Origin of the sequence: Nocardia yunnanensis (assembly GCF_003626895.1) — a bacterium.
Lineage (GTDB): Bacteria > Actinomycetota > Actinomycetes > Mycobacteriales > Mycobacteriaceae > Nocardia > Nocardia yunnanensis.
This window is the reverse complement of record NZ_CP032568.1, coordinates 6,723,019-6,745,365: the sequence shown is the minus strand read 5'-3', so window position 1 is coordinate 6,745,365 and position 22,347 is coordinate 6,723,019. Positions and strand designations below refer to the sequence as shown.

At 67.7% G+C, this 22,347-nt stretch carries 20 protein-coding genes and 1 pseudogene; 14 read left to right on the top strand and 7 right to left on the bottom strand.

Going from position 1 to position 22,347, the window contains the following annotated elements:
• Nucleotides 1–40 precede the first annotated feature (40 nt).
• Nucleotides 41–1,243, bottom strand: a complete 1,203-nt coding sequence (locus D7D52_RS31575) for an alpha/beta hydrolase family protein (protein ID WP_120742230.1) — start codon at nt 1,241–1,243, stop codon at nt 41–43.
• A gap of 112 nt (nt 1,244–1,355) precedes the next feature.
• Here D7D52_RS31575 and D7D52_RS31570 point away from each other — a divergent pair, with 112 nt between their 5' ends.
• Nucleotides 1,356–1,970 (top strand): TetR/AcrR family transcriptional regulator, encoded by a 615-nt coding sequence (locus D7D52_RS31570; RefSeq protein WP_120742228.1) that lies wholly within the window; start codon nt 1,356–1,358, stop codon nt 1,968–1,970.
• A 93-nt stretch (nt 1,971–2,063) separates the two neighbouring features.
• Here D7D52_RS31570 and D7D52_RS31565 read toward each other — a convergent pair whose 3' ends face one another.
• Nucleotides 2,064–3,077: an LLM class flavin-dependent oxidoreductase gene (locus D7D52_RS31565; protein WP_120742226.1), complete on the bottom strand. Its 1,014-nt coding sequence runs from the start codon at nt 3,075–3,077 to the stop codon at nt 2,064–2,066.
• A gap of 129 nt (nt 3,078–3,206) precedes the next feature.
• Between D7D52_RS31565 and map the strand changes: the two genes are divergently transcribed.
• The 4 genes from map (at nt 3,207) to D7D52_RS31545 (ending at nt 6,528) form a co-directional block, all read left to right on the top strand.
• Nucleotides 3,207–4,070 (top strand): type I methionyl aminopeptidase, encoded by an 864-nt coding sequence (gene map, locus D7D52_RS31560; RefSeq protein WP_120742224.1) that lies wholly within the window; start codon nt 3,207–3,209, stop codon nt 4,068–4,070.
• Nucleotides 4,067–4,360 carry a hypothetical protein gene (locus tag D7D52_RS31555; protein WP_120742222.1) on the top strand — a complete coding sequence of 98 codons (294 nt, stop codon included), beginning with the start codon at nt 4,067–4,069 and terminating at the stop codon, nt 4,358–4,360. Before map ends, D7D52_RS31555 begins: the two co-directional genes overlap by 4 nt.
• A complete protein-coding gene (locus D7D52_RS31550; protein WP_120742219.1) occupies nt 4,357–5,898 on the top strand; it encodes a cobyric acid synthase in 1,542 nt (513 codons plus the stop codon). Before D7D52_RS31555 ends, D7D52_RS31550 begins: the two co-directional genes overlap by 4 nt.
• 66 nt (nt 5,899–5,964) lie before the next feature.
• A complete protein-coding gene (locus tag D7D52_RS31545; RefSeq protein WP_120742217.1) occupies nt 5,965–6,528 on the top strand; it encodes an alpha/beta fold hydrolase in 564 nt (187 codons plus the stop codon).
• Here D7D52_RS31545 and D7D52_RS31540 read toward each other — a convergent pair whose 3' ends face one another.
• The gene (locus tag D7D52_RS31540) at nt 6,529–7,557 is read right to left on the bottom strand and encodes an alpha/beta hydrolase (RefSeq protein ID WP_246023442.1); all 1,029 of its coding nucleotides are present in this window, start codon (nt 7,555–7,557) and stop codon (nt 6,529–6,531) included.
• 172 nt (nt 7,558–7,729) lie between these two features.
• Between D7D52_RS31540 and mqo the strand changes: the two genes are divergently transcribed.
• The 8 genes from mqo to D7D52_RS40470 all read left to right on the top strand — a co-directional run bounded on the left by mqo (nt 7,730) and on the right by D7D52_RS40470 (nt 15,716).
• Complete coding sequence (gene mqo / locus D7D52_RS31535) at nt 7,730–9,253, top strand: malate dehydrogenase (quinone) (protein ID WP_120742215.1); 1,524 nt, start codon at nt 7,730–7,732, stop codon at nt 9,251–9,253.
• Nucleotides 9,254–9,271: 18 nt separating this feature from the next.
• On the top strand, nt 9,272–9,721 hold the full coding sequence (locus D7D52_RS31530; RefSeq protein ID WP_120742213.1) for a GNAT family N-acetyltransferase: 450 nt from the start codon (nt 9,272–9,274) through the stop codon (nt 9,719–9,721).
• A gap of 162 nt (nt 9,722–9,883) precedes the next feature.
• Nucleotides 9,884–12,034, top strand: coding sequence for a VWA domain-containing protein (locus tag D7D52_RS31525; RefSeq protein ID WP_246023440.1), 2,151 nt, complete (start codon nt 9,884–9,886; stop codon nt 12,032–12,034).
• Nucleotides 12,034–12,189: a hypothetical protein gene (locus tag D7D52_RS38195; protein WP_162958675.1), complete on the top strand. Its 156-nt coding sequence runs from the start codon at nt 12,034–12,036 to the stop codon at nt 12,187–12,189. Before D7D52_RS31525 ends, D7D52_RS38195 begins: the two co-directional genes overlap by 1 nt.
• 150 nt (nt 12,190–12,339) lie before the next feature.
• The gene (gene cobO / locus D7D52_RS31520; protein ID WP_120742209.1) at nt 12,340–12,960 is read left to right on the top strand and encodes a cob(I)yrinic acid a,c-diamide adenosyltransferase; all 621 of its coding nucleotides are present in this window, start codon (nt 12,340–12,342) and stop codon (nt 12,958–12,960) included.
• Entirely contained in the window at nt 12,954–14,552 is a 1,599-nt protein-coding gene (locus D7D52_RS31515; protein ID WP_187703063.1) for a cobyrinic acid a,c-diamide synthase CobB, read from the top strand. The genes cobO and D7D52_RS31515 overlap by 7 nt, the downstream gene beginning before the upstream one ends.
• On the top strand, nt 14,539–14,904 hold the full coding sequence (locus tag D7D52_RS31510) for a cobalamin biosynthesis protein (RefSeq protein ID WP_120742205.1): 366 nt from the start codon (nt 14,539–14,541) through the stop codon (nt 14,902–14,904). The genes D7D52_RS31515 and D7D52_RS31510 overlap by 14 nt, the downstream gene beginning before the upstream one ends.
• A 77-nt stretch (nt 14,905–14,981) precedes the next feature.
• On the top strand, nt 14,982–15,716 hold the full coding sequence (locus D7D52_RS40470; protein ID WP_120742203.1) for a DUF222 domain-containing protein: 735 nt from the start codon (nt 14,982–14,984) through the stop codon (nt 15,714–15,716).
• Here D7D52_RS40470 and D7D52_RS31500 read toward each other — a convergent pair.
• Nucleotides 15,695–17,065 (bottom strand): annotated as a pseudogene (locus D7D52_RS31500) (4Fe-4S dicluster domain-containing protein); the annotation flags it as partial. The gene D7D52_RS40470 and the pseudogene D7D52_RS31500 sit on opposite strands and share 22 nt — an antisense overlap.
• Before the next feature lie 437 nt (nt 17,066–17,502).
• Here D7D52_RS31500 and D7D52_RS31495 point away from each other — a divergent pair.
• Nucleotides 17,503–18,192: a DUF8020 domain-containing protein gene (locus tag D7D52_RS31495; RefSeq protein WP_246023436.1), complete on the top strand. Its 690-nt coding sequence runs from the start codon at nt 17,503–17,505 to the stop codon at nt 18,190–18,192.
• 170 nt (nt 18,193–18,362) lie between these two features.
• Here the strand turns inward: D7D52_RS31495 and D7D52_RS31490 are convergent, their stop codons facing one another.
• From D7D52_RS31490 to D7D52_RS31480, 3 genes are all read right to left on the bottom strand, one after another.
• Entirely contained in the window at nt 18,363–19,196 is an 834-nt protein-coding gene (locus D7D52_RS31490) for an NRDE family protein (protein ID WP_120742199.1), read from the bottom strand.
• 218 nt (nt 19,197–19,414) lie between these two features.
• On the bottom strand, nt 19,415–20,761 hold the full coding sequence (locus D7D52_RS31485) for a S1 family peptidase (RefSeq protein WP_246023435.1): 1,347 nt from the start codon (nt 20,759–20,761) through the stop codon (nt 19,415–19,417).
• A 150-nt stretch (nt 20,762–20,911) separates the two neighbouring features.
• On the bottom strand, nt 20,912–22,261 hold the full coding sequence (locus tag D7D52_RS31480; protein WP_120742197.1) for a S1 family peptidase: 1,350 nt from the start codon (nt 22,259–22,261) through the stop codon (nt 20,912–20,914).
• Nucleotides 22,262–22,347: the final 86 nt, after the last annotated feature.

The following is a 22,347-nucleotide window of genomic DNA, read 5'->3' as shown; positions in this document are numbered from 1 at the left end:
GTGCGGCTGGCGCCGGCGACATTCACTGCTGCGCTGGGGTTTACGCCGCGGCGTGGGTGTCGTCGAGCCAGTCGAACAGGCGCTGGAGGGTGAGCAGGATCGCGCCGGTGTGGCAGTGCTCTCCCGCGCCGTCGGCCTCGGTGCCGACGATCAGTTCCTTCTTGCAGGTCAGTGCCTCGTAGACGCGGGGAGCCTCGCCCTTGAAGAAGAGGTCGTTCTCGGCTTCGAAAACCAGTGTCGGGCACTGGATCTTGTCAGCGATGCCGGCGAGGGTGTAGTCGGCGGTGCGGCGGACGTAGTCGGCGGGGGAGGTCGCGCCGAAGGTCCACACGCCGTTGCGCAGCGCCCAGCGCGTGGTGGTACTGACCGCCATCATCAGGGCGGCAACGGCATTCGCCTCCTCGTCGCGGCCCTGCGCGATCCATTCCGACAGGAACGGCGGCATGATCCGCTCGTGCGCGGCGTGGTAGTCGTAGAGGCCGTCGTCGAGGATGAGCGCGGCCAGGCGGGGCTCGAACGCGGCGGCGCGCGCGGCCAGATAGCCGCCGAGGCTGTAGCCGAACAACGAGATTCGCGCCGGATCGATTTCCGGGCGGGTCAGCGCGAAGTCGACCACCGGGGTGATCACCGCCTCCCAGTCGTGGCGGAAGGTCAGGCCCTGCTCGCGGATGACCGCGCCCTGGCCGGGGCCGTCGAACGCCAGCACGTGGTATCCGCGCGCCACCGCACCCGCCGCCAGCGCGAAATACGACTCCTCGAGGGTGGAGTCGAAGCCGCTGTTGAAGAGGACGGTCGGGCGCTGCGCCCCCGTGTCGTCGGCCAGGTAGAGGTAGCCGGGAAGCGTGGTGTCCGCGTAGGGAATCGACACCGGGATCACCGGGGTTTCCATGAGTTGTGCGGCGGCCCAGAAGGTTTCGCGTGCCAGCCGGGACAACTCGCGGGCCTTGGGGTCGTGGGCCGGATCGTCGCGGCGGTAGAACTCGGCGGTGCGGTAGTAGTTCGACGCCCGCAGCAGCGCCTCGCGGGCGCTCACCAGGTGCCCGGCCTGCGCGGCGGATTCGCCGATGGCCCGCACCCGGTCGGCGGTGGCCTCCCACTCGGTGAGCCAGGCCGACTCGTCGCCGTCGGGAATGCGGCGCGCGGTGGTGATGACCTCGCCCAGCTCCGCGCCGCCGTAGCAGGCGAACCCGGCCGCGCGCAGGGTCTCGTAGTCGAAGGATTCGTCGTCGAAGAGGAACTTCATGGCTTCTACCTCGTCCTTTACGTCGATACGACACCGTTTCGTCGTATGGCTGGAACGGTAGGCCCACCGACGACGAAACGCAACCGTTTCGTCGTTGATAGACTCCGGGACCATGAGCGAGGAATCCGGTTCGAGCGCACGCAAGCCCGCGGGCGCGGCGGTCATGCAGCCGCAGGTGACCGCCGCGATCCGGGCCGCGGCCTTCGAAGAACTGGCCGAGGCGGGTTACGGCAGGCTGTCGATGGAGGCGGTCGCCCGGCGCGCCGGCGTCAGCAAGCCGACCCTGTATCGCCGCTGGTCGACCAAGGAAGACCTGGTCACCGCACTCATCTCCGAGGTGGCCATCGCCGCCGCCGACCCGCCCGACACCGGAACCCTGCGCGGCGACCTGCGCGCCCTGCTCGGCGTCATGGGCGCCGGCCTCACCAATCCCCTTGCCGCCCGCATCATTCCGGACCTGCTCGCCCAAGCCGTCCGCGCCCCCGCCCTGCGCGAAGTCCTGGCAATGGGCATCGGCCAGTCCCGCCGCGCCAAAATCGTCCAACTCCTGCACCGCGCCATCGCCCGCGGCGAACTCCCCGAAACCTTGAATACCGAACTGGCCCTGGACTTCATCGGCGGCCCGCTGTTCCTGCACGTCATGCTCGGCGGCAACCCCACCGCCCCGAACTACCTGGACCAACTCACCGACATGCTGCTAGCAGCCTTCGGCGCACCCCCGACATGACTTCGGCCCGGTCTCACGACCGGGCCGACTTCCCCCCGTCATTTCCTTCGTCATTCCGGCGTGCTTTTGGCCGGAATCCACACCTAGTGCCGCTCAGCCCAATTGCGGTGCGACCTTCGCGCCGAGCAATTCGATGTTGTGCAGGACCTTCTCGTGCGGCAGGGTGCCGACGCTGGTGTGCAGCATGAACCGATCCAGCCCCAAAGTCTCGCGGACGTCGGCGATCTTCTCGCCCACATAATCCGGCGTGCCGACGAACAGCGACCCGCTCTGAGACCGCAGCGCATCGAACTGCTGGCGGTTCATCGGCCCCCAGCCGCGCTCCCGCCCGATACCGGACATGGCCCGCGCATAAGGCGCATAGAAATCCGCGACGGCCTGCTCGTCGGTATCGGCGATATAGCCGTGCGCGTGCACCGCCACTGGCTGCGGCTGATGCCCGCCCTCGTCGAGCGCGCGGTGATACAGCTCCACCAGCGGCTTGAACCGCGCCGGCTGCCCGCCGATGATGGCGATGGCCAGCGGCAGCCCCAAAAGCCCGGCGCGCACCACGGATTCGGGGCTGCCGCCCACCGCGATCCACACCGGCAGCGGCCGGTCCTCGGTGCGCGGATACACGATCGCGTCCGTCAGCGGCGCCCGGAACTTGCCCTCCCAGGTGACCGGCCCCTCCTCGCGAATCTTCAGCAGCAGCGCCAGCTTCTCCTCGAACAGCTCGTCGTAGTCGGCGAGGTCGTAGCCGAACAGCGGGAACGATTCGATGAACGACCCACGCCCGGCCATCAATTCGGCCCGGCCGTGGGACAGCCCGTCCAGCGTCGAGAACTCCTGGAACACCCGCACCGGATCCGCGGAGCTCAACACCGTCACCGCGCTGGTGAGCTGAATCCGCTCGGTCCGCGAGGCGATGGCCGCCAGCACCATGGCCGGCGCGGACGCCGCGAAGTCCTTGCGGTGATGCTCGCCCACGCCGTACACGTCCAGCCCGGCGGCCTCGGTGGCCACCGCCTCCTCGACCACCTGCCGCAGCCGCTCGCCCGCGGTCGGCACCGGGCCATCCCCGCCGACGGGATGCGTTTCCGCGAATGTCGTCAGTCCCAGTTCCACGGCCGTTGCCCTCTTCCTGTCTTGTTTCCAAGTCAACCGACAGCTTAAACGGACCGTGGTCCGGAATGATTCCCCGCGTACTCGGACCTGGGAATCTCAGCATTCGGACCGGCAGATAGTCTGGTAGTCATGTCTGTGCGCACCCGCAAGCCCCTCGTACCCGGGCAGCAGTCGCCCATACGCGAGGTCCCCAAGAACATCGAGCGACCCGAGTACGTCTGGAAGAAAACCGCCCAGGAGGGACACGAGCCCTGGGTGCAGACCGCCGAGACCATCGAGAAGATGCGGATCGCGGGCAAGATCGCCGCACAGGCGTTGGAAGAGGCCGGCAAGGCCGTCGCCCCGGGCGTCACCACCGACGAACTGGATCGCATCGCGCACGAGTACATGTGCGATCACGGGGCCTACCCGTCCACCTTGGGCTACAAGGGTTTTCCGAAATCCTGCTGCACCTCGCTGAACGAGGTCATCTGCCACGGCATCCCGGATTCGACGGTGATCGAGGACGGCGACATCGTGAACATCGACGTGACCGCCTTCATCGACGGCGTGCACGGCGACACCAACAAGACCTTCCTCGCCGGCGATGTGGACGAGGAGGTGCGGTTGCTGGTCGAGCGCACCGAAGAGGCCACCCTGCGCGCCATCAAGGCCGTGAAGCCGGGTCGCGCGCTCAATGTCATCGGCCGCGTGATCGAGGCGTACGCCAACCGTTTCGGTTACGGCGTGGTGCGCGACTTCACCGGCCACGGTGTCGGGCCCACCTTCCATTCGGGCCTGGTCATCCTGCATTACGACCAGCCCGCCGTGGAGTCGGTCATCGAGCCGGGCATGACCTTCACCATCGAGCCCATGATCAATCTGGGCGGTATCGACTACGAGATCTGGGACGACGGCTGGACCGTGGTCACCAAGGACCGCAAGTGGACCGCCCAATTCGAACACACCCTCGTCGTGACCGACGAAGGCGCCGAGATTCTGACACTGCCGTGAAAATCGCCATGCCCCAGCGGGGCGTCCCCACCCGAGGCGTCGGCTCCCGCGGCCCCCGCCGCAAGCCCTCGCGTTTCCTGCCCCCGAACCCGCGCGACGCCGGCCTCGACGTCATGCGCGCCACCATGCGCCGCCACGTCGAACTCTCGGCCGGCCGCCCGGTCGACGACCCCGACAAGTCCGACGCCGCCCCCGACACCCGCGACGAGTACGTCAACCGCGACGCCTACACCAGCAGCGGCCGCGACCACTACGTCTACCGCCCCCGAGCGGAGTACAGCACGCGGTGAAAGGTGCGCTGCTGATCGCGGGCACCACCTCCGACGCGGGCAAAAGCGTTGTCGTAGCGGGCCTGTGCCGAATGCTGGCGCGGCGCGGGGTGCGCGTCGCGCCGTTCAAGGCGCAGAACATGTCCAACAACTCCGTCGTCACCCTCGACGGCGGGGAGATCGGGCGGGCGCAGGCGTTGCAGGCTCGGGCGTGCGGGCTCGAGCCGAGCGTGCGGTTCAACCCGGTGCTGCTCAAACCCGGCAGTGACCGGCGGTCACAACTCGTCGTGCGGGGTAAGGCGGTCGATACCGTCGGGGCCCAGGACTATTTCCGGCATCGGACGGCGTTGCGGGCCATCGTGGCGGAGGAATTGGCTTCGCTGCGTGCGGAATTCGATGTGGTGATCTGCGAGGGGGCGGGCTCGCCGGCCGAGATCAACTTGCGCGCCACCGATCTGGCGAACATGGGGCTGGCTCGCGCGGCCGATCTCCCGGTGGTGGTGGTCGGCGATATCGATCGCGGGGGAGTGCTGGCGCATCTGTTCGGCACCGTCGCGATTCTGGAACCCGAAGACCAGCGGCTGATTTCGGGCTTCATCGTCAACAAGTTCCGGGGTGATGTGGAGCTGCTGCGCCCGGGACTGGATCAGCTGACCGCGCTCACCGGGCGGCCCACCCTCGGCGTCCTCCCGTTTTCCGAGGACCTCTGGATCGATGCGGAGGATTCCCTCGGCACCGTCGCCGACGCCCCGGTCGGGCGCTCCCGCCCACCGCTGGGCTCGCAGTGGCTGACCGTCGCGGCCATCCGCCTGCCGCGCATCTCCAACTCCACCGACGTGGAGGCATTGGCCTGCGAGCCCGGGGTCAGCGTCCGCTGGGTGAGTGACCCGTCCCGGCTGACGGGAGCCGACCTGGTGGTCGTCCCCGGCAGCAAATCCACCGTCAGCGATCTGGAATGGTTGCGCCGCACCGGAATCGCCGACGCCCTCGCCGCCCGCGCGGCCGCCGAACAGCCCATCCTCGGCATCTGCGGCGGCTACCAGATGCTGGCCCGCACCATCGTCGACCCGGTCGAATCCGGTGCGGGCACCGTCCCCGGCCTGGGCCTGCTCGACCTCGAGATCGAGTTCGCGAATCCGAAGGTGTTGCGCCGCGCCGGCGGCCGTGTCCGGGATCATGACCGGTCCTGCCGTGATACCGATCTCCCGGTGCACGGCTATGAGATCCACCACGGACGCGTCACCCGCCACGGCGAGCGTCCCTGGTTCGAACTCGACGGCGTCGCCGAAGGCAGTGTGCGCGAATCGATCTGGGGCACGCATCTGCACGGAGCCTTGGAATCGGACGAGTTTCGCCGCACCTGGCTGCGGCAGGTGGCGCGGCGCGCGGGCCGCACCGGTTTCGTTGTCGCCGAGGATGTTTCGGTCGCCCAGGTGCGCGCCGATCAGCTCGACCTGCTCGCCGACATGATGGAGAAGCACCTCGACCCCGACCTGCTGGAGCGCCTGATCACCGGCGGCGCCCTGTCGGATCTCCCAATTCTGACCGTCTCGCAGTGACCCCCGTCACAGTATTCTGTCCGACTCGGGACCTTCGACTCCCCGGCTGAGGTAGCGTGACTGACCATGGAATCTCGGCGGATCACGGTCGGTGACCGCGAGTGGGCGGTGCGAATCGGCGGACCCGAAACCCGGCACCACGTCCTGCTGCTCCCCGATGCGGGCGATCCGGCCGACGTTTACGACCAGGTCTGCGCCCGGCTGCAGACCTCGGATTTGCACACCATCGCTATCGAGTCGATCGACGGCCTCGACGCCGCCGCGGTGCTCGCCATCCTCGACCAGCTCAAGGTCCCGTGGGCCAACCTGGTCGGCAGCGGTGCGGGCGCGGAGTTGGCCTGGCAGTTGGCCGCTCGCGGCTTCGGCCGATTCATGAGCCTGATCGTGGCCGGCGGCGGTCACCCCGCCGCGCCCGGCGTCGACGGCGCGGTCAAGGACGCCGCCTGCCCGCCGGTGGAGATCCCCACCACGCTGCTGGCCACCAAGCGTCTGCCGCGCCCGGTGGCCGAGGGTTCCAGCCGGTTCGTCTACGGCGAATTCCGGCTGGTCCCCATGGATGTCACCGATGTGGCCGCCGAAGCGGGCCACGAATTGGCCACCGAAGTGGTGTTGCGCACCAGCTTCTGGTGATCAGGCGTCGGACTCGGGGGCGGCGGCCAGCCACCTCAACCACGAATCCAGTTCGGCGAAGGCCTGCGTGCGCGGTGTCTCCGCCGACAGGAACACGTCGTGGCGCGCGCCCTCGATCGGCACGATATTGGTCCGGTCGCCCAGGCAGCCGGCCCAGCGCTGAATCTGCTTGACGTCCAGCACCAGATCCGCGAGATCGGCGGCAGGCCCGTACTTGCGCATGAACTTGGTCAGCTTGGAGCGCAGGATCAGCGCCGGCGCCCCGATGTCGAGGCCCTTGTGCAGCCGGAACTGCCCGCGCCGGATGGCCCGCAACCAGCCGGCGTGAACCGCGAAGCCGCTCAACGGTTTCCAGTCCAGGTTGTAGTCCCATTCGCCGGACACGCTCTTGTGCAGGCTGTCGCCGTAGGCGGTGGACACGCCCAGCGGGATCTTCGCGAACGCCCGCAACCGGCCCAGCCCCTCCAGCAGCGGCGTGCCGATCGAACGGTAGTAGCCGGGGCCCTGTAGATCGAACCACGGGCTGTTGAGCACCAGACCCGTAATCCCTTGCGCGCGAGCGCCTCCCGCGGCGTGCAGGCGGTCGATCCACAGCGAGGTCACCAGGCCGCCGGTGGAGTGCGCCATGACCAGCACATCCAGACCGGTCTCCTCGCGGATGACGCGCAGCGAGCGATTGAGCTCCACGTCGTAGAACTCCAGGTCGCTCACGAAGTGCGGCGTCTGCCCCGAACGCTGCGATCGCCCGCATTTCCGCAGGTCCAGCGCATAGAAGGTGTACCCCTGCGCGGCCAGATGCTGGGCCAGATGCTCTTGGAAGAAGTAGTCGGTGAACCCGTGCACGTACAGCACGGCCCGGGTGGCGACCGGCGCGTCGGACGGTGCGTAGCGCACCAGCGTGGCGACCACGTCGCCCTCGCCGTCCGGGTCGGGGCCCAGCGGAATCGTCAGCTGCTGGTAGTCGTCACCGAGCACGTCGGGCTGCCAGGTGGTGGTCGGCGACGTGGTGGATGACGTATCGGAGGTCACACGCCCAAGATAGACCGCGCCACACCGTTGTCCATTTGGGAGGGATCTCTCACATTCGGGGATTTCGAAGCGGGATTCGGGAATGCTCAGGGGCAGAATCAGGCTCAAGTGAACGACGGGTAACCTAACTGCCACCGGGTGACCCCAAAAGACAAGGAAGTCGACGAACGCCGTGTCGAACGCTGCCACGATTGAAAAGACCGATGTAGTCCTCATCGGCGCAGGCATTATGAGTGCCACCCTCGGCGCTCTGCTCCGTCAGGTGCAGCCGGATTGGTCGATCAACATCTTCGAACGCCTCGACGAGGCCGCCGGCGAGAGCAGCGATCCCTGGAACAACGCGGGCACCGGCCACTCGGCCCTGTGCGAGCTGAACTACACGCCGCGCAATGCCGACGGCTCGGTGGAGATCACCAAGGCCATCGACATCAACGAGCGCTTCCAGGTGTCCCGGCAGTTCTGGTCCTACGCGGTCGAGAACAACGTGCTGGCCAACCCGTCGAACTTCATCAACCCGATTCCGCACGTGAGCTTCACCCACGGTGCCGACGGCGTCGAATACCTGCGCAGGCGCCACGCGGCGCTGTCGCGGCATCCGCTGTTCGAGGGCATGGAATTCATCGACGACGCCGCCGAATTCAGCCGGCGACTACCGCTGATGGCCAAGGGCCGCGACTTCTCCGATCCGATCGCGCTGAACTGGACCCAGGCCGGCACCGACATCGACTTCGGTGAGCTCACCAAGGAACTGCTGGCCTACCTGGGCGCGTCCGGCGCGGACATCGCCTTCGGTCACGAGGTGCTCGATCTGACCAAGCAGTCCGACGGCTCCTGGCTGGTCAAGGTGCGCAACCTGCGCAGCCGCAAGGCGCGGGTCATCAACGCCAAGTTCGTTTTCGTCGGCGCGGGCGGCGGGGCGCTGCCGCTGCTGCAGAAGTCGGGCATCAAGGAGATCGCCGGGTTCGGCGGCTTCCCGGTGTCGGGTCTGTTCCTGCGCAGCACCAACCCGGAGATGGTGGCCGCCCACGAGGCCAAGGTGTACGGCCAGGCGTCGGTCGGTGCGCCGCCGATGTCGGTGCCGCACTTGGACACTCGCGTCATCAACGGTGAGAAGGGGTTGCTGTTCGGCCCGTACGCCGGGTGGACGCCGAAGTTCCTCAAGGACGGCAAGCTGACCGACCTGATCAAGTCGGTGAAGCCCAACAACCTGTTCTCCATGCTGGGTGTCGGCGTCACCGAGATGGGTCTGGTCAACTACCTGGTCTCCGAGCTGCTCAAGTCGCAGAACGGGCGCATCGACTCGATGGAGGAGTTCATTCCGCGCGCCGAGGCCCGCGACTGGGAGCTGATCATCGCCGGCCAGCGCGTACAGATGATCCGCCGCAAGGGCATCGGCGGCGTGCTGGAGCTCGGCACCGCGGTCGTGGCCGCCGAGGACGGCACCATCGCCGGTCTGCTCGGCGCGTCCCCGGGCGCGTCCACCTGTGTGAGCGCCATGCTCGACGTGATGAAGAAGTGCTTCCCGCGCGAATTCTCCACGTGGGAGCCGAAACTCAAGGAAATGGTGCCCTCGCTCGGCGTCAAGCTGTCGGAGAATCAGGCCCTGTACCGCGAGGTGTGGGACTGGTCGACCAAGGCGCTGCGGCTCGATCACGAGAACACGCCCAAGCATGCGGGTATCGCTTCTCACGCCTAGATGTGATAGCAAGACGCGATGATGTCAACGGTTGCTCTCAAACGGTCGTGGTCCCAAGACCTGGACACCACGACGCTGTACAAGCTGTTGAAACTTCGCGTCGAGGTGTTCGTCGTCGAACAGAAGTGCGCCTATCCGGAATTGGACGGCTACGACCTGCTGCCGGAGACCCGGCACTTCTGGCTCGACGACGAGGGTGAGGTCATCTGCACCCTGCGCCTCATGGAGGAGCACGAAGACGGCGTGAAGTCCTTCCGCATCGGCCGCCTGTGCACCGCCCCCGAGGCCCGCGGCCACGGCTACACCACCCGCCTGCTGCAAGCGGCGCTGGCCGAGGCCGGTTCGGCCACGGTCCGCCTCAACGCCCAGACCTACCTCGTCGACATGTACACCAAGCACGGCTTCAAGAGCGACGGCGACGAATACATCGAAGACGGCATCCCCCACATCCCGATGCGCCGCGGCTGACCCCGCCCACCCGAACACCCCCGCGCCCGCTGCGAAACCCGCAGCGGGCGCGGCTGTTTGTGCACTCGCGGACGGCGGGCTGCCGCGAAAGAGCTGCCGACGAACCCTGCCCGGCGGTGGTCGGTGGGGAGGGGGTGGGTGGGCGCGCATAGAGTTGGGGGCGTGTCGGTTTCTCCTGTGGCTTACTCCGAGAGTGTTCGTGCGGCCGGTGCCGAGGCCGGGTTTCCGTTTTCCGCGGTGGTGGGGCAGGAGCGGTTGCAGCTGGCGTTGATCCTGTGCGCGGTGCATCCCGGGATCGGGGGTGTGCTGGTGCGCGGGGAGAAGGGGACCGCGAAATCGACCGTGGTGCGCGCGCTGGCGCAGTTGCTGCCGCCGGTGGTGGACGAGTCCGGGGCGCGGCCGGCACGGCTGGTGGAATTGCCCGTGGGCGCGACCGAGGACCGGGTCGTCGGGTCGCTGGATCTGGAGCGGGTGCTGCGCGACGGGGAGCAGGCGTTCAAGCCGGGCCTGCTGGCCGCCGCCGACCACGGCGTGCTCTACGTCGACGAGGTGAACCTGCTGCACGACCATCTGGTGGACGTGCTGCTGGATGCCGCCGCCATGGGCCGGGTGCACATCGAACGCGACGGCGTCTCGCACACGCATCCCGCGCGATTCGTGTTGGTGGGCACCATGAATCCCGAAGAGGGCGAACTGCGCCCGCAGCTGCTGGATCGTTTCGGCCTGACCGTGGACGTGGTCGCCTCGCGCAACGTGGACGTGCGTATGGCGGTGGTCCGCCGCCGCCTCGACTACGAGGCCGATCCCGCCGCCTTCGCCGCCGCGTACGCCGCCGCCGATCGTGAAGTGGCCGAACGCATCCTGACCGCCCGCGACCGCATCGCCGACATCACCCTCGACAATGTGGAGCTGCGCCGCATCGCCGCCCTGTGCGCCAGTTTCGACGTGGACGGCATGCGCGCCGATCTCGTGGTGGCCCGCACCGCCACCGCCCACGCCGCCTGGCGCGGTGCGTCCGCGGTGACGGAGGCCGATGTCCGGGTGGCGGCCGAGCTGGCGCTGCCGCATCGCCGTCGGCGAGACCCGTTCGACGAACCCGGCATCAGCGAGGAACAGCTGGACGCGGCCATGGATCAGGCCGCCGCGGAAGCCGCGCGGGCAGAGGAGGACGACCGCCTGGGAAAAGGTGAGGCGGTCCCGGGGACGGGACCGCAGGATCAGGCTGGGGCCGAGAACGATTCGGCTAATACGGACCAATCGGATATGGCGGATTCGGGGTCCGACATGACGCCGGATTCGGATGAGTTGTCTCCGGACGAACGGCCGAACTCGTCGGACGGACCGGATTCGTCGGACGGACCGGATTCGTCTGCGCCAGAGCAGGATTCAGCCCAGGACCCGTGGCCGAACGAGGGCCGCGGAACGCCACGCGCTCCGCAGCCCAACCCTGAGCAGGGCCAAGACGATCCGTCGGCCGACCGCCCCGCCCGCGAGGGCCGCACCGCCGCACCCACCGCTGCCCTCCCCAAGCCGCCGCGCTGGGAGGTCCCCGGTGTCGGCGAGGGCGCCCCCGGCCGCCGCTCCCGCGCCCGCACCCGCCAGGGCCGCGTCGTGCACGCCACCGAGGACACCACCACCGGCCTGCACCTGCTGGGCACGATCTTCGCCGCCGCCCCCTACCAGTACGAGCGCGGCCGCCTGACCGGCCCGCTCGCCTTCGCCCCCGCCGACCTGCGCGGCGCGTATCGCGAAGGCCGCGAAGGCAATCTGGTCGTCTTCGTGGTCGACACCTCCGGCTCCATGGCCGCCCGCGACCGCCTCTCCGCGGTGACGAACGCCGTGGTGGCGCTCCTGCGCGACGCCTACCAGCGGCGCGACAAGGTCGCCGTCATCACCATGCGCGGACACCAGGCCGAACTGGTCCTGCCCCCCACCAACTCGGTGGACATCGCCGTCCGCCGCCTCGCCGACCTTCGCACCGGCGGCAAAACCCCACTGGCCCAAGGACTCCTGCACGCGCGCGACCTACTGCGCCGCGAACGCGTCCGCGACCCCCACCGCCGCCCCCTGCTGGTCCTGCTCACCGACGGCCGCGCCACCGGCGGCACCGATCCGGTCCTCCGCGCCCGCGCCGCCGCCCGCATGCTCGCCCGCGACGCGATCACCGCCATGGTCGTCGACTGCGAACGCGGCATGATCCGCCTCGGCCTCGCCCGCGACCTGGCCGCCGACCTCCACGCCGGCTACCTCCAATTGACCGACCTCACCGGCGATTCCGTCGCCGGCGTCGTCCGCGCCACCAGGGCAGCGTGATGAGGCGATTGCGATGGCGCAAGAACAGGCGCCGCGACGAGGTAGGCCGCGAACTCGCCACCGAAGCGGTTGGGACGGTGGCCGAATCTCTCATGGAGTCGGCCGCCCGCAGTGTCGTCGGGATTGTGAAGGCCATCCTGCATGCACTGACCTGACGGGTGTGGCTGTCCGCTTCCGCGCGGCCCGCGGGTCTGGGGTGGGAGCGGTTTCCGCGCGACCGGCGGGTCCGGGGCGGGAGCGGCTGCCGCGCGGGCGTATGGCACCGTGAATCCCCGGAGTGTTCGTCGTGGAAGGAGCTGGGGTCGATGCCGAAGGGTGTGCCGCTGCCGGAGAGTATTCCGGATGATGGGCTGACGACGCGGCAGCGTCGGAATCTGCCTGTGCTGGCGGTGCACACGGGACCGGGCAAGGGGAAGTCGACCGCCGCGTTCGGGATGGCGCTGCGGGCCTGGAATCAGGGCTTCGATGTGGCCGTGTTCCAGTTCGTGAAGAGCGCGAAGTGGAAAGTGGGGGAGGAAGCCGCGTTCCGGACGCTCGGGCAGTTGCACGAGGAGAAGGGCGTCGGGGGTGCCGTCGAATGGCACAAGATGGGTGAGGGCTGGTCGTGGACTCGTAAGCAGGGCAGCGACGAGGATCATGCGGCGGCCGCGCTCGCCGGATGGCAGGAGATCAAGCGCCGCCTGGGCGCCGAGGAGCATCGTTTCTATGTGCTCGACGAATTCACGTATCCGCTCAAATGGGGCTGGGTCGATGTGGACGAGGTCGTCGAGACGCTGACGAACCGGCCGGGCAACCAGCATGTGGTGATCACCGGCCGGGACGCACCGCAGGCCCTGATCGACGCCGCCGACCTGGTCACCGAGATGACCAAGGTGAAGCATCCGATGGACGCGGGCCGCAAGGGCCAGCGCGGCATCGAATGGTGAGCACACCCGCGGTCGTCATCGCCGCACCGGCGTCCGGCAGCGGAAAGACCACGGTGGCCACGGGTTTGATCGGCGCGCTGCGGCGGGCGGGACATCGAGTCGCGCCGTTCAAGGTCGGCCCCGACTACATCGACCCCGGCTACCACGGTCTCGCCGCCGGCCGGCCCGGCCGCAACCTGGACCCGGTACTGGTCGGCGCGGAGCGAGTGGTCCCGCTGTTCCGGCACGGCAGCGCGGGCTGCGATCTCGCCGTGGTCGAGGGCGTGATGGGCCTGTTCGACGGCCGCATCGACGAACACCACACCGACCCCATCGCCGAGGGCTCCACCGCCCAGATCGCCGCCATGCTCGGCGCACCGGTGATTCTGGTCGTCGATGCTCGCGGCCACAGCCAGAGCCTCGCCGCCCTGCTGCACGGCTTCGCCACCTACGACAGCGGAATCCGGCTCGGCGGAGTGATTCTCAACCGAGTCGGCAGCGAACGCCACGAACAGGTGTTGCGCGCCGCCTGCGCCTGCGTCGGCCTCCCGGTGCTGGGCGCGCTACCCCGCATGCCCGAATTGGCCGTCCCTTCCCGGCATCTCGGCCTGATCCCCGCCGTCGAGCACGGTTCCGCCGCACAGGCCGCCGTGGAAGCGATGACGGATCTCGTTGCGGCACACATCGACCTGGGCGAGGTCGCAGCTTTGGCGGCGTCCACTGCGCAGGGGGAGAGCTGGGACCCGCGCACAGAACTGGTGGCTGCGGTTCTCGGTTCGGGTGCGTCGGGCTCCGGTCTGGTTGCGGCAGGGGCCGATTCAGCTTCCGATCCCGGTTTCGGGGCTTCCGGTGCAGCGCTGGGAGGGGAGGCTCCCAGCAGTTTCCGGCCGATCGGCTCCTCCTCGGATTCGTTGGCATCCAACGCTGGTCTGGCGTCCACCGTCGGTCCGTTGGCGAGAGATCTCGATCCGCTGTCGGCAGAGGCTGGTGCGGTCGTAGCGATCGCCGGAGGACCTGCGTTCACGTTCGGCTACACCGAGCACCGTGAGCTGCTGGCGGCGGCGGGCGCGCAGGTGCGGGTGTTCGACCCGCTGCGTGAGGAGTTGCCTTCCGGCACAGCGGGTTTGGTGCTCCCCGGCGGCTTCCCGGAAGAACACGCAGCAGAGCTCGCGGCCAACACGGGCCTGCTCACCGAGATCGCCGCCCTGGCCGGGCGCGGCCTCCCCATCCACGCCGAATGCGCCGGCCTGCTCTACCTCACCCGCACCCTCGACGGCCACCGCATGGCCGGCGTGATCGACGCCGAAGCCGAATTCGGCCCCCGCCTCACCCTAGGCTACCGAGACGCCGTGGCGCTCACCGATTCTCCACTATGGCGCGCCGGAGAACGCGTCCGCGGCCACGAATTCCACCGCACCCGGCTGACCATCCCCGGCTCCGCCGCCCCCGCCTGGGCATGGCGTTCCCCCTCGGGCGAGACAATCCGAGAAGGCGCGACCCTACATCAAGTCCACGCCTCCTACCTGCATACCCACCCCGCCGGAAACCCGGCAGCCATCAGCCGATTCGTCTCCGCCGCCTCCGATTTCGCCCGAACCCATGCCCCAGCCTGAGCTGGCCGTCGGCCTTGGTTTGCGCCCAGGCACGCCGGCCGACGCGATCGTCGCAGCAGTGCGAGACGTGTTGGGAGCCGCCCCGATCGGCCGTTTGGCCACCATCGAACAACGAGCTCGGGAACAGGGATTCGCGCAGGCCGCTGAGCGGTTAGGTGCGTCGGTCCTCGCCTTCACCGCTGCCCAACTGGACGAAGTGTCGGTTCCCCACCCTTCGGAGCGGGTCGCAATGGCAACCGGCACGGGCAGTGTCGCGGAAGCAGCTGCCCTATTGGCAAGTGGCAGCAGGGAATTGGCCATCCCTAAAAAGGTAATAGACGGTCTAGTTATAGCTGCGGCAATTATCGACTAGGGCGCGAAGTTCGAAAAGGCAAGCCGCATCGGACATTTCGGGTTCCACCCCGCAGTTAATGGGAGTAAAATGGAAGCATGAATTCGATGGGGGTGACATTCGACAACTGCGGCATCACCGAACTGGTGACCGCAGTCGAAACCCTCTCGACCACCCTCGCTCACGCCACCCTCACCCCGTTCGCGGATGCCGATGTGGTGGCGTTGATGCAGCAGCTGGAAACCTGCAAACGCAAACTGTCGGCGCTGGATTCGAAGCTGATCATCGAAGCTTCGGATCGTTGCCTGCCGGAGGCCAGTGGTGCGGGCAAGTTGGTGCCGTTCCTGCGTCAAACCCTCGGCCTGTCCGCGCATGATGCCTCGGTGCGTGTGAAGATCACCCGCGAATGCGGCGAGTTCACCGAACCCAGCGGCCGTCCGCGCCCCGCGGCCTTGCCGGTGGCGGCGGAAGCCTTTGCCGCGGGTGCGCTCTCGCGTGACCACGTGCGTCACATCGTGGATATCATGACGCATCTGCCCGCCGACATCCCGGTCGAGACTCGTGTGGATGTGGAGCAGGTGCTGGTGGAACAGTCTTGTGAGGGTTTGTTCCCTGACGACCTCCCGAAGATCGGCCGCGAGATCCTCGCGCGTTTGGATCCGGACGGCACGGTGATCAATGACGCCGACCGTCGCCGCCGTCGCGGCTTGGTGATCGGCCGCCCGGGTGTGGATGGCATGTCGTGGGTGGAGGGCTGGATCACTCCGGAGCTGCGTGCGTGCTTGGATGCGGTGCTGGCGAAGTTCGCTCTCAACCGGTCCTTGGCGTTCTGACCCCACGGGTTGCCCTTGTTCTCCAGGTTCTTGAACAGCCCCGCCAGTTCGGAGGGGAACTCCGATTCGATGAGGACCTGGTAGCGGCGCATGTCGATGATGTGATCGACGTGCTCGATATCGACCGGGCACTGCTCGACACACGCGCCACAGGTCGTGCACGACCACAGCACTTCCGGGTCGATGATGCCGTTGACATCCTCGCCACCGACCAGCGGCCGCTCGGCCTCCGCGCGGGCGGCCTCCGAAATCTTCGCCAGCGCACGCTCGTTCGGCTTGCCCTCGGCATCCACGAGACCGATCTCGTCACCGCCCATGTCCTTGCGGCCACCGGCCAGCAGGTACGGCGCCTTGGCATAACCGTGGTCGCGCAGCGACATGATCAAAAGCTTGGGGGACAACGGCTTACCGGTGTTCCAGGCCGGGCACTGCGACTGGCAGCGACCGCATTCGGTGCAGGTGGTGACGTCGAGGATGTCCTTCCAGGAGAAGTCCTCGAACTTGCCGACGCCGAAGGTGTCGTTGTCCGGGTCGGCGGTCTCCATCTCGATCGGCTTGCCGTTCGACATCATCGGCTTGGCCGCGCCGAGGGCGACGGTGCCGTCGTTCTCCCGCTTGAAGTAGATGTTCGGGAAGGCCGCGAACCGGTGCCAGGCCACACCCCAGGTGGTGTTGCGGCCGACCAGCAGCAGGAACAGCGCACCCGAGCACAGCTTCACGAACGCGAAGATCGACACCATGGCGATCGATTCGGGCAGCAGCTTGGCCACCTGCTCGGTGAAGAAGTCGCTCCAGGTGTGGGATTCGTGATAGGTCGCGATCTTGCCGGCCTTCACCAGGACCATGCCCAGGCCCTCGACCAGGACGATGCCCTCGATGATGTAGGCGGGCGCGAACTTCGAACCGCTGAACCGCGACAGCCGCGCGGGCACCCGCGGGTGGTTGAGCTGGCGGATCGCGATCAGCACCAGGATGCCGACCACCGTGCCGATGCCGAGGATCTCGTCGACCAGGTGGTAGATGCCCCAGGAACCGATGATGGGCCAGTGGAATTCGGGATCGAAGATCTGACCGTAGGCCTCGAACCACAGGATGAACCCGAGCAGGAAGCCGATCATGACCAGCCAGTGCGCCCAGCCGACCGTGCGGAATTTGTTCATGCGCGTGTGCGCGATGAATTCCACGAGCATGGTCTTGAAGCGGGGGAAGAACGGCCGCCAGCGATCGGGCGCGGACTGCCCGACCATGACGGTGCGCGCGATGTTCCGCACGCCTCCGATGAACGATGCCCAGCAGAAGACTGTGAACACCGCCCCAATCGTGCCCAGCGTCACTGTCAGGGCATTCATGTCGCGACCTCTCTTACGGTTCTACGAGCGAGTGGCGAGGCGGCCTGGTCCCACCTCGGGTTGCACGTATCCTAATGGACGGTAAGTTACCCGTCGGTAACTTAACTGTCCAGGGGTTTCCCACACCGTAAATCCCGGCAATTTGCCGACCTAACCAAGGGCAGACTTACTTCCAAAGCCGCTGTCCAGCAGAAAGAAACGAATCTCGCAAATCGTAGGGTGATCGACTAGGCTCTCGCTGTCCGCAAGCTGTGCGCGTCTTCACATGCTCGGGGAGGACTCGTCCTAGCGCGAAGGCATGGCCCGAGGGAAGCCGGGCCTCGCGTGGCGAAGAGACGCACAGCGGATTACCTGATGACGGATTGGAAAACAACCGAATGAAGCTTCGCAGTACGACTGCGTGCGCTGCCCTGGTCATCGGCGCAATGACCACGGGAATGACGATCGCTCACGCCGACGACGCTCCCGCCCAGCCCACTGGAATCAACTACTCCACCAAGCTGGTCGACGGCAAGACCATCGTCTCCACGCTGAAAGACGGCACCTTCGAAGTCGTCCAGCAGGATGGCGCGACTCCCGAAGACCCCAAGCAGACCGTGGTGAACGTGAAGAACCAGCAGGGCGTCACCCAGCTGTCCTTCCCGCTGAAGTTCAGCGTCAACGGCACCGACATTCCGGTGAAGTCGGATCTCAAGGACGACAACAAGGTCCTCGAGGTGGTCCCGGAGAAGCCCGCGGACTTCCAGCCCGGCACCCAGCCCGTCGTGGCCACCCCGGTCGTGGCCCAAGCTCAGCCGATCGCGTCGGACGTCGAGAACCAGAAGGCCATGAGCGACTTCTCCACCAAGTTCAGCCTCGCCATCGGCATCGGCAGCTTCGTGGGCACCGCGCTCGGCGCGATCATCGGATGCATTGTGACCATTCCGGCAATGTGCGTGCCGGGCCTCGTCGCCGGCGCGGGTATCGGCGGCATCCTGGGCACTATCGCGGCGGGTGGTCCGACGCTCCTCGCTGCGGGTTTCGACTTGCTCAACACCCTGCAGGCACCGGCTGGCACCACCCGGTGGTCCGACGCCGCGCAGGCCCAGCAGCAGGCCTCCACCCAGCAGCCGGTCAACCAGAACTAAGAGCTCGAGGGAGAAACCATGAACGTTCAGTCTTTGATCAACACCTTGCTCAATCTCCTTTGCACTATGTCCAGTGGTGGCAAGGGCTGCACTTGGGGCGGTACCCCTTAGTCCCTTTTGATCCGATGGCCCGCTACCTATAAGGGAAGCGGGCCATTCGGCTTTGTGCCTCAAGGCAATTCGACGTGCCCGTCGAACGACACCGTGCGCTGTTCGCGGCCGAAGCGGCCGAAGGTGCGCTCGGTCATGGTGTAGGTGCCGTCCTTGCGGACCAGAAGGACCGTGCTGCAACGGGTTCCGTGGACGGGATGGAAGACGAAGCGCGCGGAGGCGGCGCGCTCGGCGAGCCGGCCCAGACCGGTGTCGGGCAGTTCGGATTCGGGGGCGCGGCCGCGGTCGGCGAGGACCTCGAGGTAGCCGGTCGGGTCGGCGGGGTCGGCGGCCGTCACCGCGCGCAGGGCGCGGACGCCGTCGCGCACCTTCGGCCACGCCGACGCCGCGGTGCCGGTGGTGACCCCGCCGTCCGGTTCGAGGGAGCCGACCAGGGCGCTGTTGGACAGGCCGTGGAAGCCGGGCGGCAGTTCACGCGGGGTCCGCTCGCCGCGATTACTGTGCCACCACAGCGTTTCCAGGTCCGAGGTGATCAGGTTGAAGCCGTTGTAGTCGTCGGCCGCGGCGGCCACACCGCGCACGAACTTCTCCGGGACGGTGTCGCCGCGCAGGAAGTCCATGAGCAGCGCGCCGCGCGAGCGGGCGTCGGTACGAACCTCGCCCGGCCCGCGCACATTGGTGACCGTCGCGAATCGGTGGTGTTCGGGCAGCAACCCGAGCCACGTCCCGGGCACCGGCCCCGCCGCCCCCAGATCGCGGCCCGCCAGCAAGCCCGGCACTTCGTCCCAGCGCCGCAGCGATTGCGTTGGGCGGGTGAAGAACTCGTCCCGATTGGCGGCCACGATCAGCCGATACTCCGGATGCGCACGCCACCCCAGCAACACCAAACACATGCGATAATTCTGCCTCCGCTTCGCTCCGGCGGCTCGCGGCCCTGTTACCTCGCTCTTCCCTCCTCCGCTCCTCCGCTTCGCTCCCCCGCTCCGTCAGTCCAGAGCGAGGCGGGCCACGAGCTTCGAACGTAGCGTCCAGATCAGCTTCACCTTCCCCGTACGCGAAAACGCCGGTAGCTGTTGAGCTACCGGCCTTTTCGAAGGGGTGGAGACGCGGGCTACGCGGTGTTGACGCGCAGGCCCGGGTTGTCGGAGAGCACGGTGCTCACCGGCTGGGCGAACAGCTGGGGGGTGTTGCCGGTGATGAGCCCGATCAGGTTGGGGATATCGCAGATCGGGTAGTCGGCGACCGAGGACGCGCTGGAGATGCCCAGCGCCAGGGTGCCGGTCACCAGCGGGCCGCCCGAATCACCGGGCAGGGCGCAGATATTGGCGGAGAAGGACTGGGTGAGCAGGCGGTCGCCGACCTGGACGGTCTGGTCGACGGCGTTCACCACGCCGCAGCTGAACCCGGTGCGCGCACCCGACTTGCAGACCGGCGCGCCGACCACCGGCACGGCCACGCCGGTGATGGAGATCGGGGCCGCGCCCGGCACCGTCACGAACGGGTTGGACAGCGCGTCGTGGTAGTCGTTGTTGACGCCGATGATCGAGTAGTCCTGGTTGCCCAGCACCGACTTCTGGAACACGCCGATCTGCGGGCCGCGGTTCTCGCCCGACAGCGCGTACACGGCGGGCGAGTTCGCGCCGCCGGTGGCCGGGATGTTCGGATTGCAGTGTCCCGCGGTGATGTTCACGGCATTGCCGCCGCCGTCGGTGCCGTTGAAGCCCAGCGAGCAGCGCAGCGACATGCGACCGGCCACCGACGCGTAGGCGTCGCCGGCGGACATGGCGCGCGGGCCCGCACCGGCGATATCGCTCGCCTGCGGCACATCCTGGCCCTCGCCGCCCATCGGCGGCGCGGTCATCACGATGACGCGGGTCGGATCGACGAAGCCGGGCAGCGGCAGATCCGCCTTGTCCGCGCGCACCGCGATGGTGTTGTTCAGGGTGTCGATGGCCACGCCCCGGACGGCCTTCGACACGGATTCGGGCTGATCCTTGAGCCACTGCTGGAAGGCGTTCTTCTCGCCGCGCAGGGTGGTCTCGCTCTTGCTGACGTCCTTGGCGGTGAAACCGGCGTCCTGCACGGCCTTGCGCGCCTGGTCGATGCCGTCGCCGGGGGCCAGCGCCACGATCGCCTTGCCGGTCTCGTCCAGCCAGGCGCCGCCGTAGACCTGCGGGAACTGACGCTGCGCGGTGGTGGCGAAGGTGGCGACCTTCTGGGCGGCGTCGGCGCGCGCCAGGTAATCCTGCGGGGAGATCTTGAGATCGCGGGTGATGGCGGTGATCAGCGCGGCCGGCAGATCCGGGGTCGCGGGGGAGTTCGCGGGGTCCGCCTGTGCGCTCGCGGCCAGTGGTCCGGCGACGAGCAACGCGGTGGCCGCGAGCGCCGCAGTACGGACGAGGGTCTGCGGGCGTCGGCCCGCAGAGGGCATGGCGAAGCGCATACGTGGCAGGAGCATGGCCCCGACTATATGGTGTCGGGACCGTTATGCCTACTTATTGTGAGGTGACTTTTCGGTATTCACAGGGCAAACAGCCAGCGTGATGTATTGAAGCGCAATGAGAAGGATGTCCGTTTTTCTCCAGTCCATCCTTCCCCGCCGAACCCGTCAGGCGTTCGAGCGCGTCCGCACCTGAATTCCACTGCCGATCCCGCCGCCGGAATTGGCGTCGATATCGGTGAGAATCGCGCGCACCGGGATGCCCAGCGACGCGGTGCCGCCGTATTGCGCCAGTTGCGTGTTGGCCTCGTTGCAGTTCGGCGCGTCGGCGGCGTTCGAGCCGCTGGTGATGCCCAGCGCCAGCGTGCCGGTCACGATCGCGCCGCCGCTGTCACCGCCCAGGGTGCAGGCGCTGGAGGCGAAACCGCGCACCGTCTTGGACTGGCCCGCCGCGGTGAACAACTGCGTCTCGACCCGGTCCGCGACCACGAAACCGCAGGTGAACGTTGAAGATTGGCCCGACTTGCAGACCGGCGCGCCGGTGATCGGATCGGCCACGCCGGTGATGGTGAGCGTGGTGCCGTTGGCGCCGCGCACCGACGGCTGATCCATGCCGGCCTTCACCGCGTCGTCGTTGAGCTTGATGACCGAGTAGTCCAGCCCGCTGCGGCCGCCCAGGTTCGAGGAGGCGAAGCTGCCGACCTTGGGGCTGGAGGCCAGATTTCGCACATTGGGAAGGTAGACATCCGCGCTGGTGCCCTGCTCCACATTCGGATTGCAGTGCCCGGCACTGATGTTCAGGGCATTCCCGGCGGAATCCACGCTGTTGAAACCGAAGGAGCACACGTCCACGCTGTGCAGCGAGGAATCGCTGAGCGAGGTGGGCGCGGTGATGTAGGTGTCGCCGCCCATCGGCCGCCGCTCCACCGGGCCGCCGGCGTCGGGGGACAGCATCACCTTGATATTGGCGATCAGCGTGGGCAGATTCAGCAAATGCCCGGCCGGGGTGTTGGCGACGCTCAACACCAGCTGGCTGTTGAGGAAGTCGATGGCGACGGAGTTGATGGCGCTGGACAGATCACGCGGCAGGCTGGTGATCCACATGTTCAGCTGATCGGCCGAATTCTCCAGATTGTCGGCGCTGATCGGCGCCAGCCGGGTCTGGTAGCCGTCGGCGGCGGCGATCTTGGCGGCGTCGAGCGAGGTGACGGCCATGACCGGCTTGCCGTCGGTGCCCATCCAGGCGCCCGCGAAGTCGTCGGGGCGCTGGCTGCGGAATTGCGTTGCGTAATCCCGCAATTGCTGGGACTTCTCGGCCCGATCCAGATATTCGGCGGGCGACATCTTCAGATCGCGCTCGATGGCGGTGACCAACTCGGCCGGAAGTTTGTCGGCGGCAAGCTGATCGACGGACGAGTCCGCGGAGGCGGTGCTGAGCAAGGGAGCGAGGAGGACGGTCGAGGCGAACGCGATGGTGGTGGCTCGAACCGTGGCGCGGCGCGCCATGAGCTTGCGCATGAAGTCCCTTCGTAGTGCACCAGCAGACCGGCATTTCCGAGACCAGGATCCGGTTACCTTCCGGAAAGTCGGTCAGCGCACCACTT

Coding starts and splice junctions, on each gene's coding strand:
- map (WP_120742224.1), top strand. CDS start 3,207: ATGTCTGTGCGCACCCGCAAGCCCCTCGTACCCGGGCAGCAGTCGCCC.
- D7D52_RS31490 (WP_120742199.1), bottom strand. CDS start 19,196: ATGTGTTTGGTGTTGCTGGGGTGGCGTGCGCATCCGGAGTATCGGCTG.
- D7D52_RS31485 (WP_246023435.1), bottom strand. CDS start 20,761: ATGCTCCTGCCACGTATGCGCTTCGCCATGCCCTCTGCGGGCCGACGC.
- D7D52_RS31530 (WP_120742213.1), top strand. CDS start 9,272: ATGATGTCAACGGTTGCTCTCAAACGGTCGTGGTCCCAAGACCTGGAC.
- cobO (WP_120742209.1), top strand. CDS start 12,340: ATGCCGAAGGGTGTGCCGCTGCCGGAGAGTATTCCGGATGATGGGCTG.
- D7D52_RS31515 (WP_187703063.1), top strand. CDS start 12,954: ATGGTGAGCACACCCGCGGTCGTCATCGCCGCACCGGCGTCCGGCAGC.
- D7D52_RS31545 (WP_120742217.1), top strand. CDS start 5,965: ATGGAATCTCGGCGGATCACGGTCGGTGACCGCGAGTGGGCGGTGCGA.
- D7D52_RS31575 (WP_120742230.1), bottom strand. CDS start 1,243: ATGAAGTTCCTCTTCGACGACGAATCCTTCGACTACGAGACCCTGCGC.
- D7D52_RS38195 (WP_162958675.1), top strand. CDS start 12,034: ATGAGGCGATTGCGATGGCGCAAGAACAGGCGCCGCGACGAGGTAGGC.
- D7D52_RS31510 (WP_120742205.1), top strand. CDS start 14,539: ATGCCCCAGCCTGAGCTGGCCGTCGGCCTTGGTTTGCGCCCAGGCACG.
- D7D52_RS40470 (WP_120742203.1), top strand. CDS start 14,982: ATGAATTCGATGGGGGTGACATTCGACAACTGCGGCATCACCGAACTG.
- D7D52_RS31570 (WP_120742228.1), top strand. CDS start 1,356: ATGAGCGAGGAATCCGGTTCGAGCGCACGCAAGCCCGCGGGCGCGGCG.
- D7D52_RS31495 (WP_246023436.1), top strand. CDS start 17,503: ATGACGATCGCTCACGCCGACGACGCTCCCGCCCAGCCCACTGGAATC.
- D7D52_RS31480 (WP_120742197.1), bottom strand. CDS start 22,261: ATGCGCAAGCTCATGGCGCGCCGCGCCACGGTTCGAGCCACCACCATC.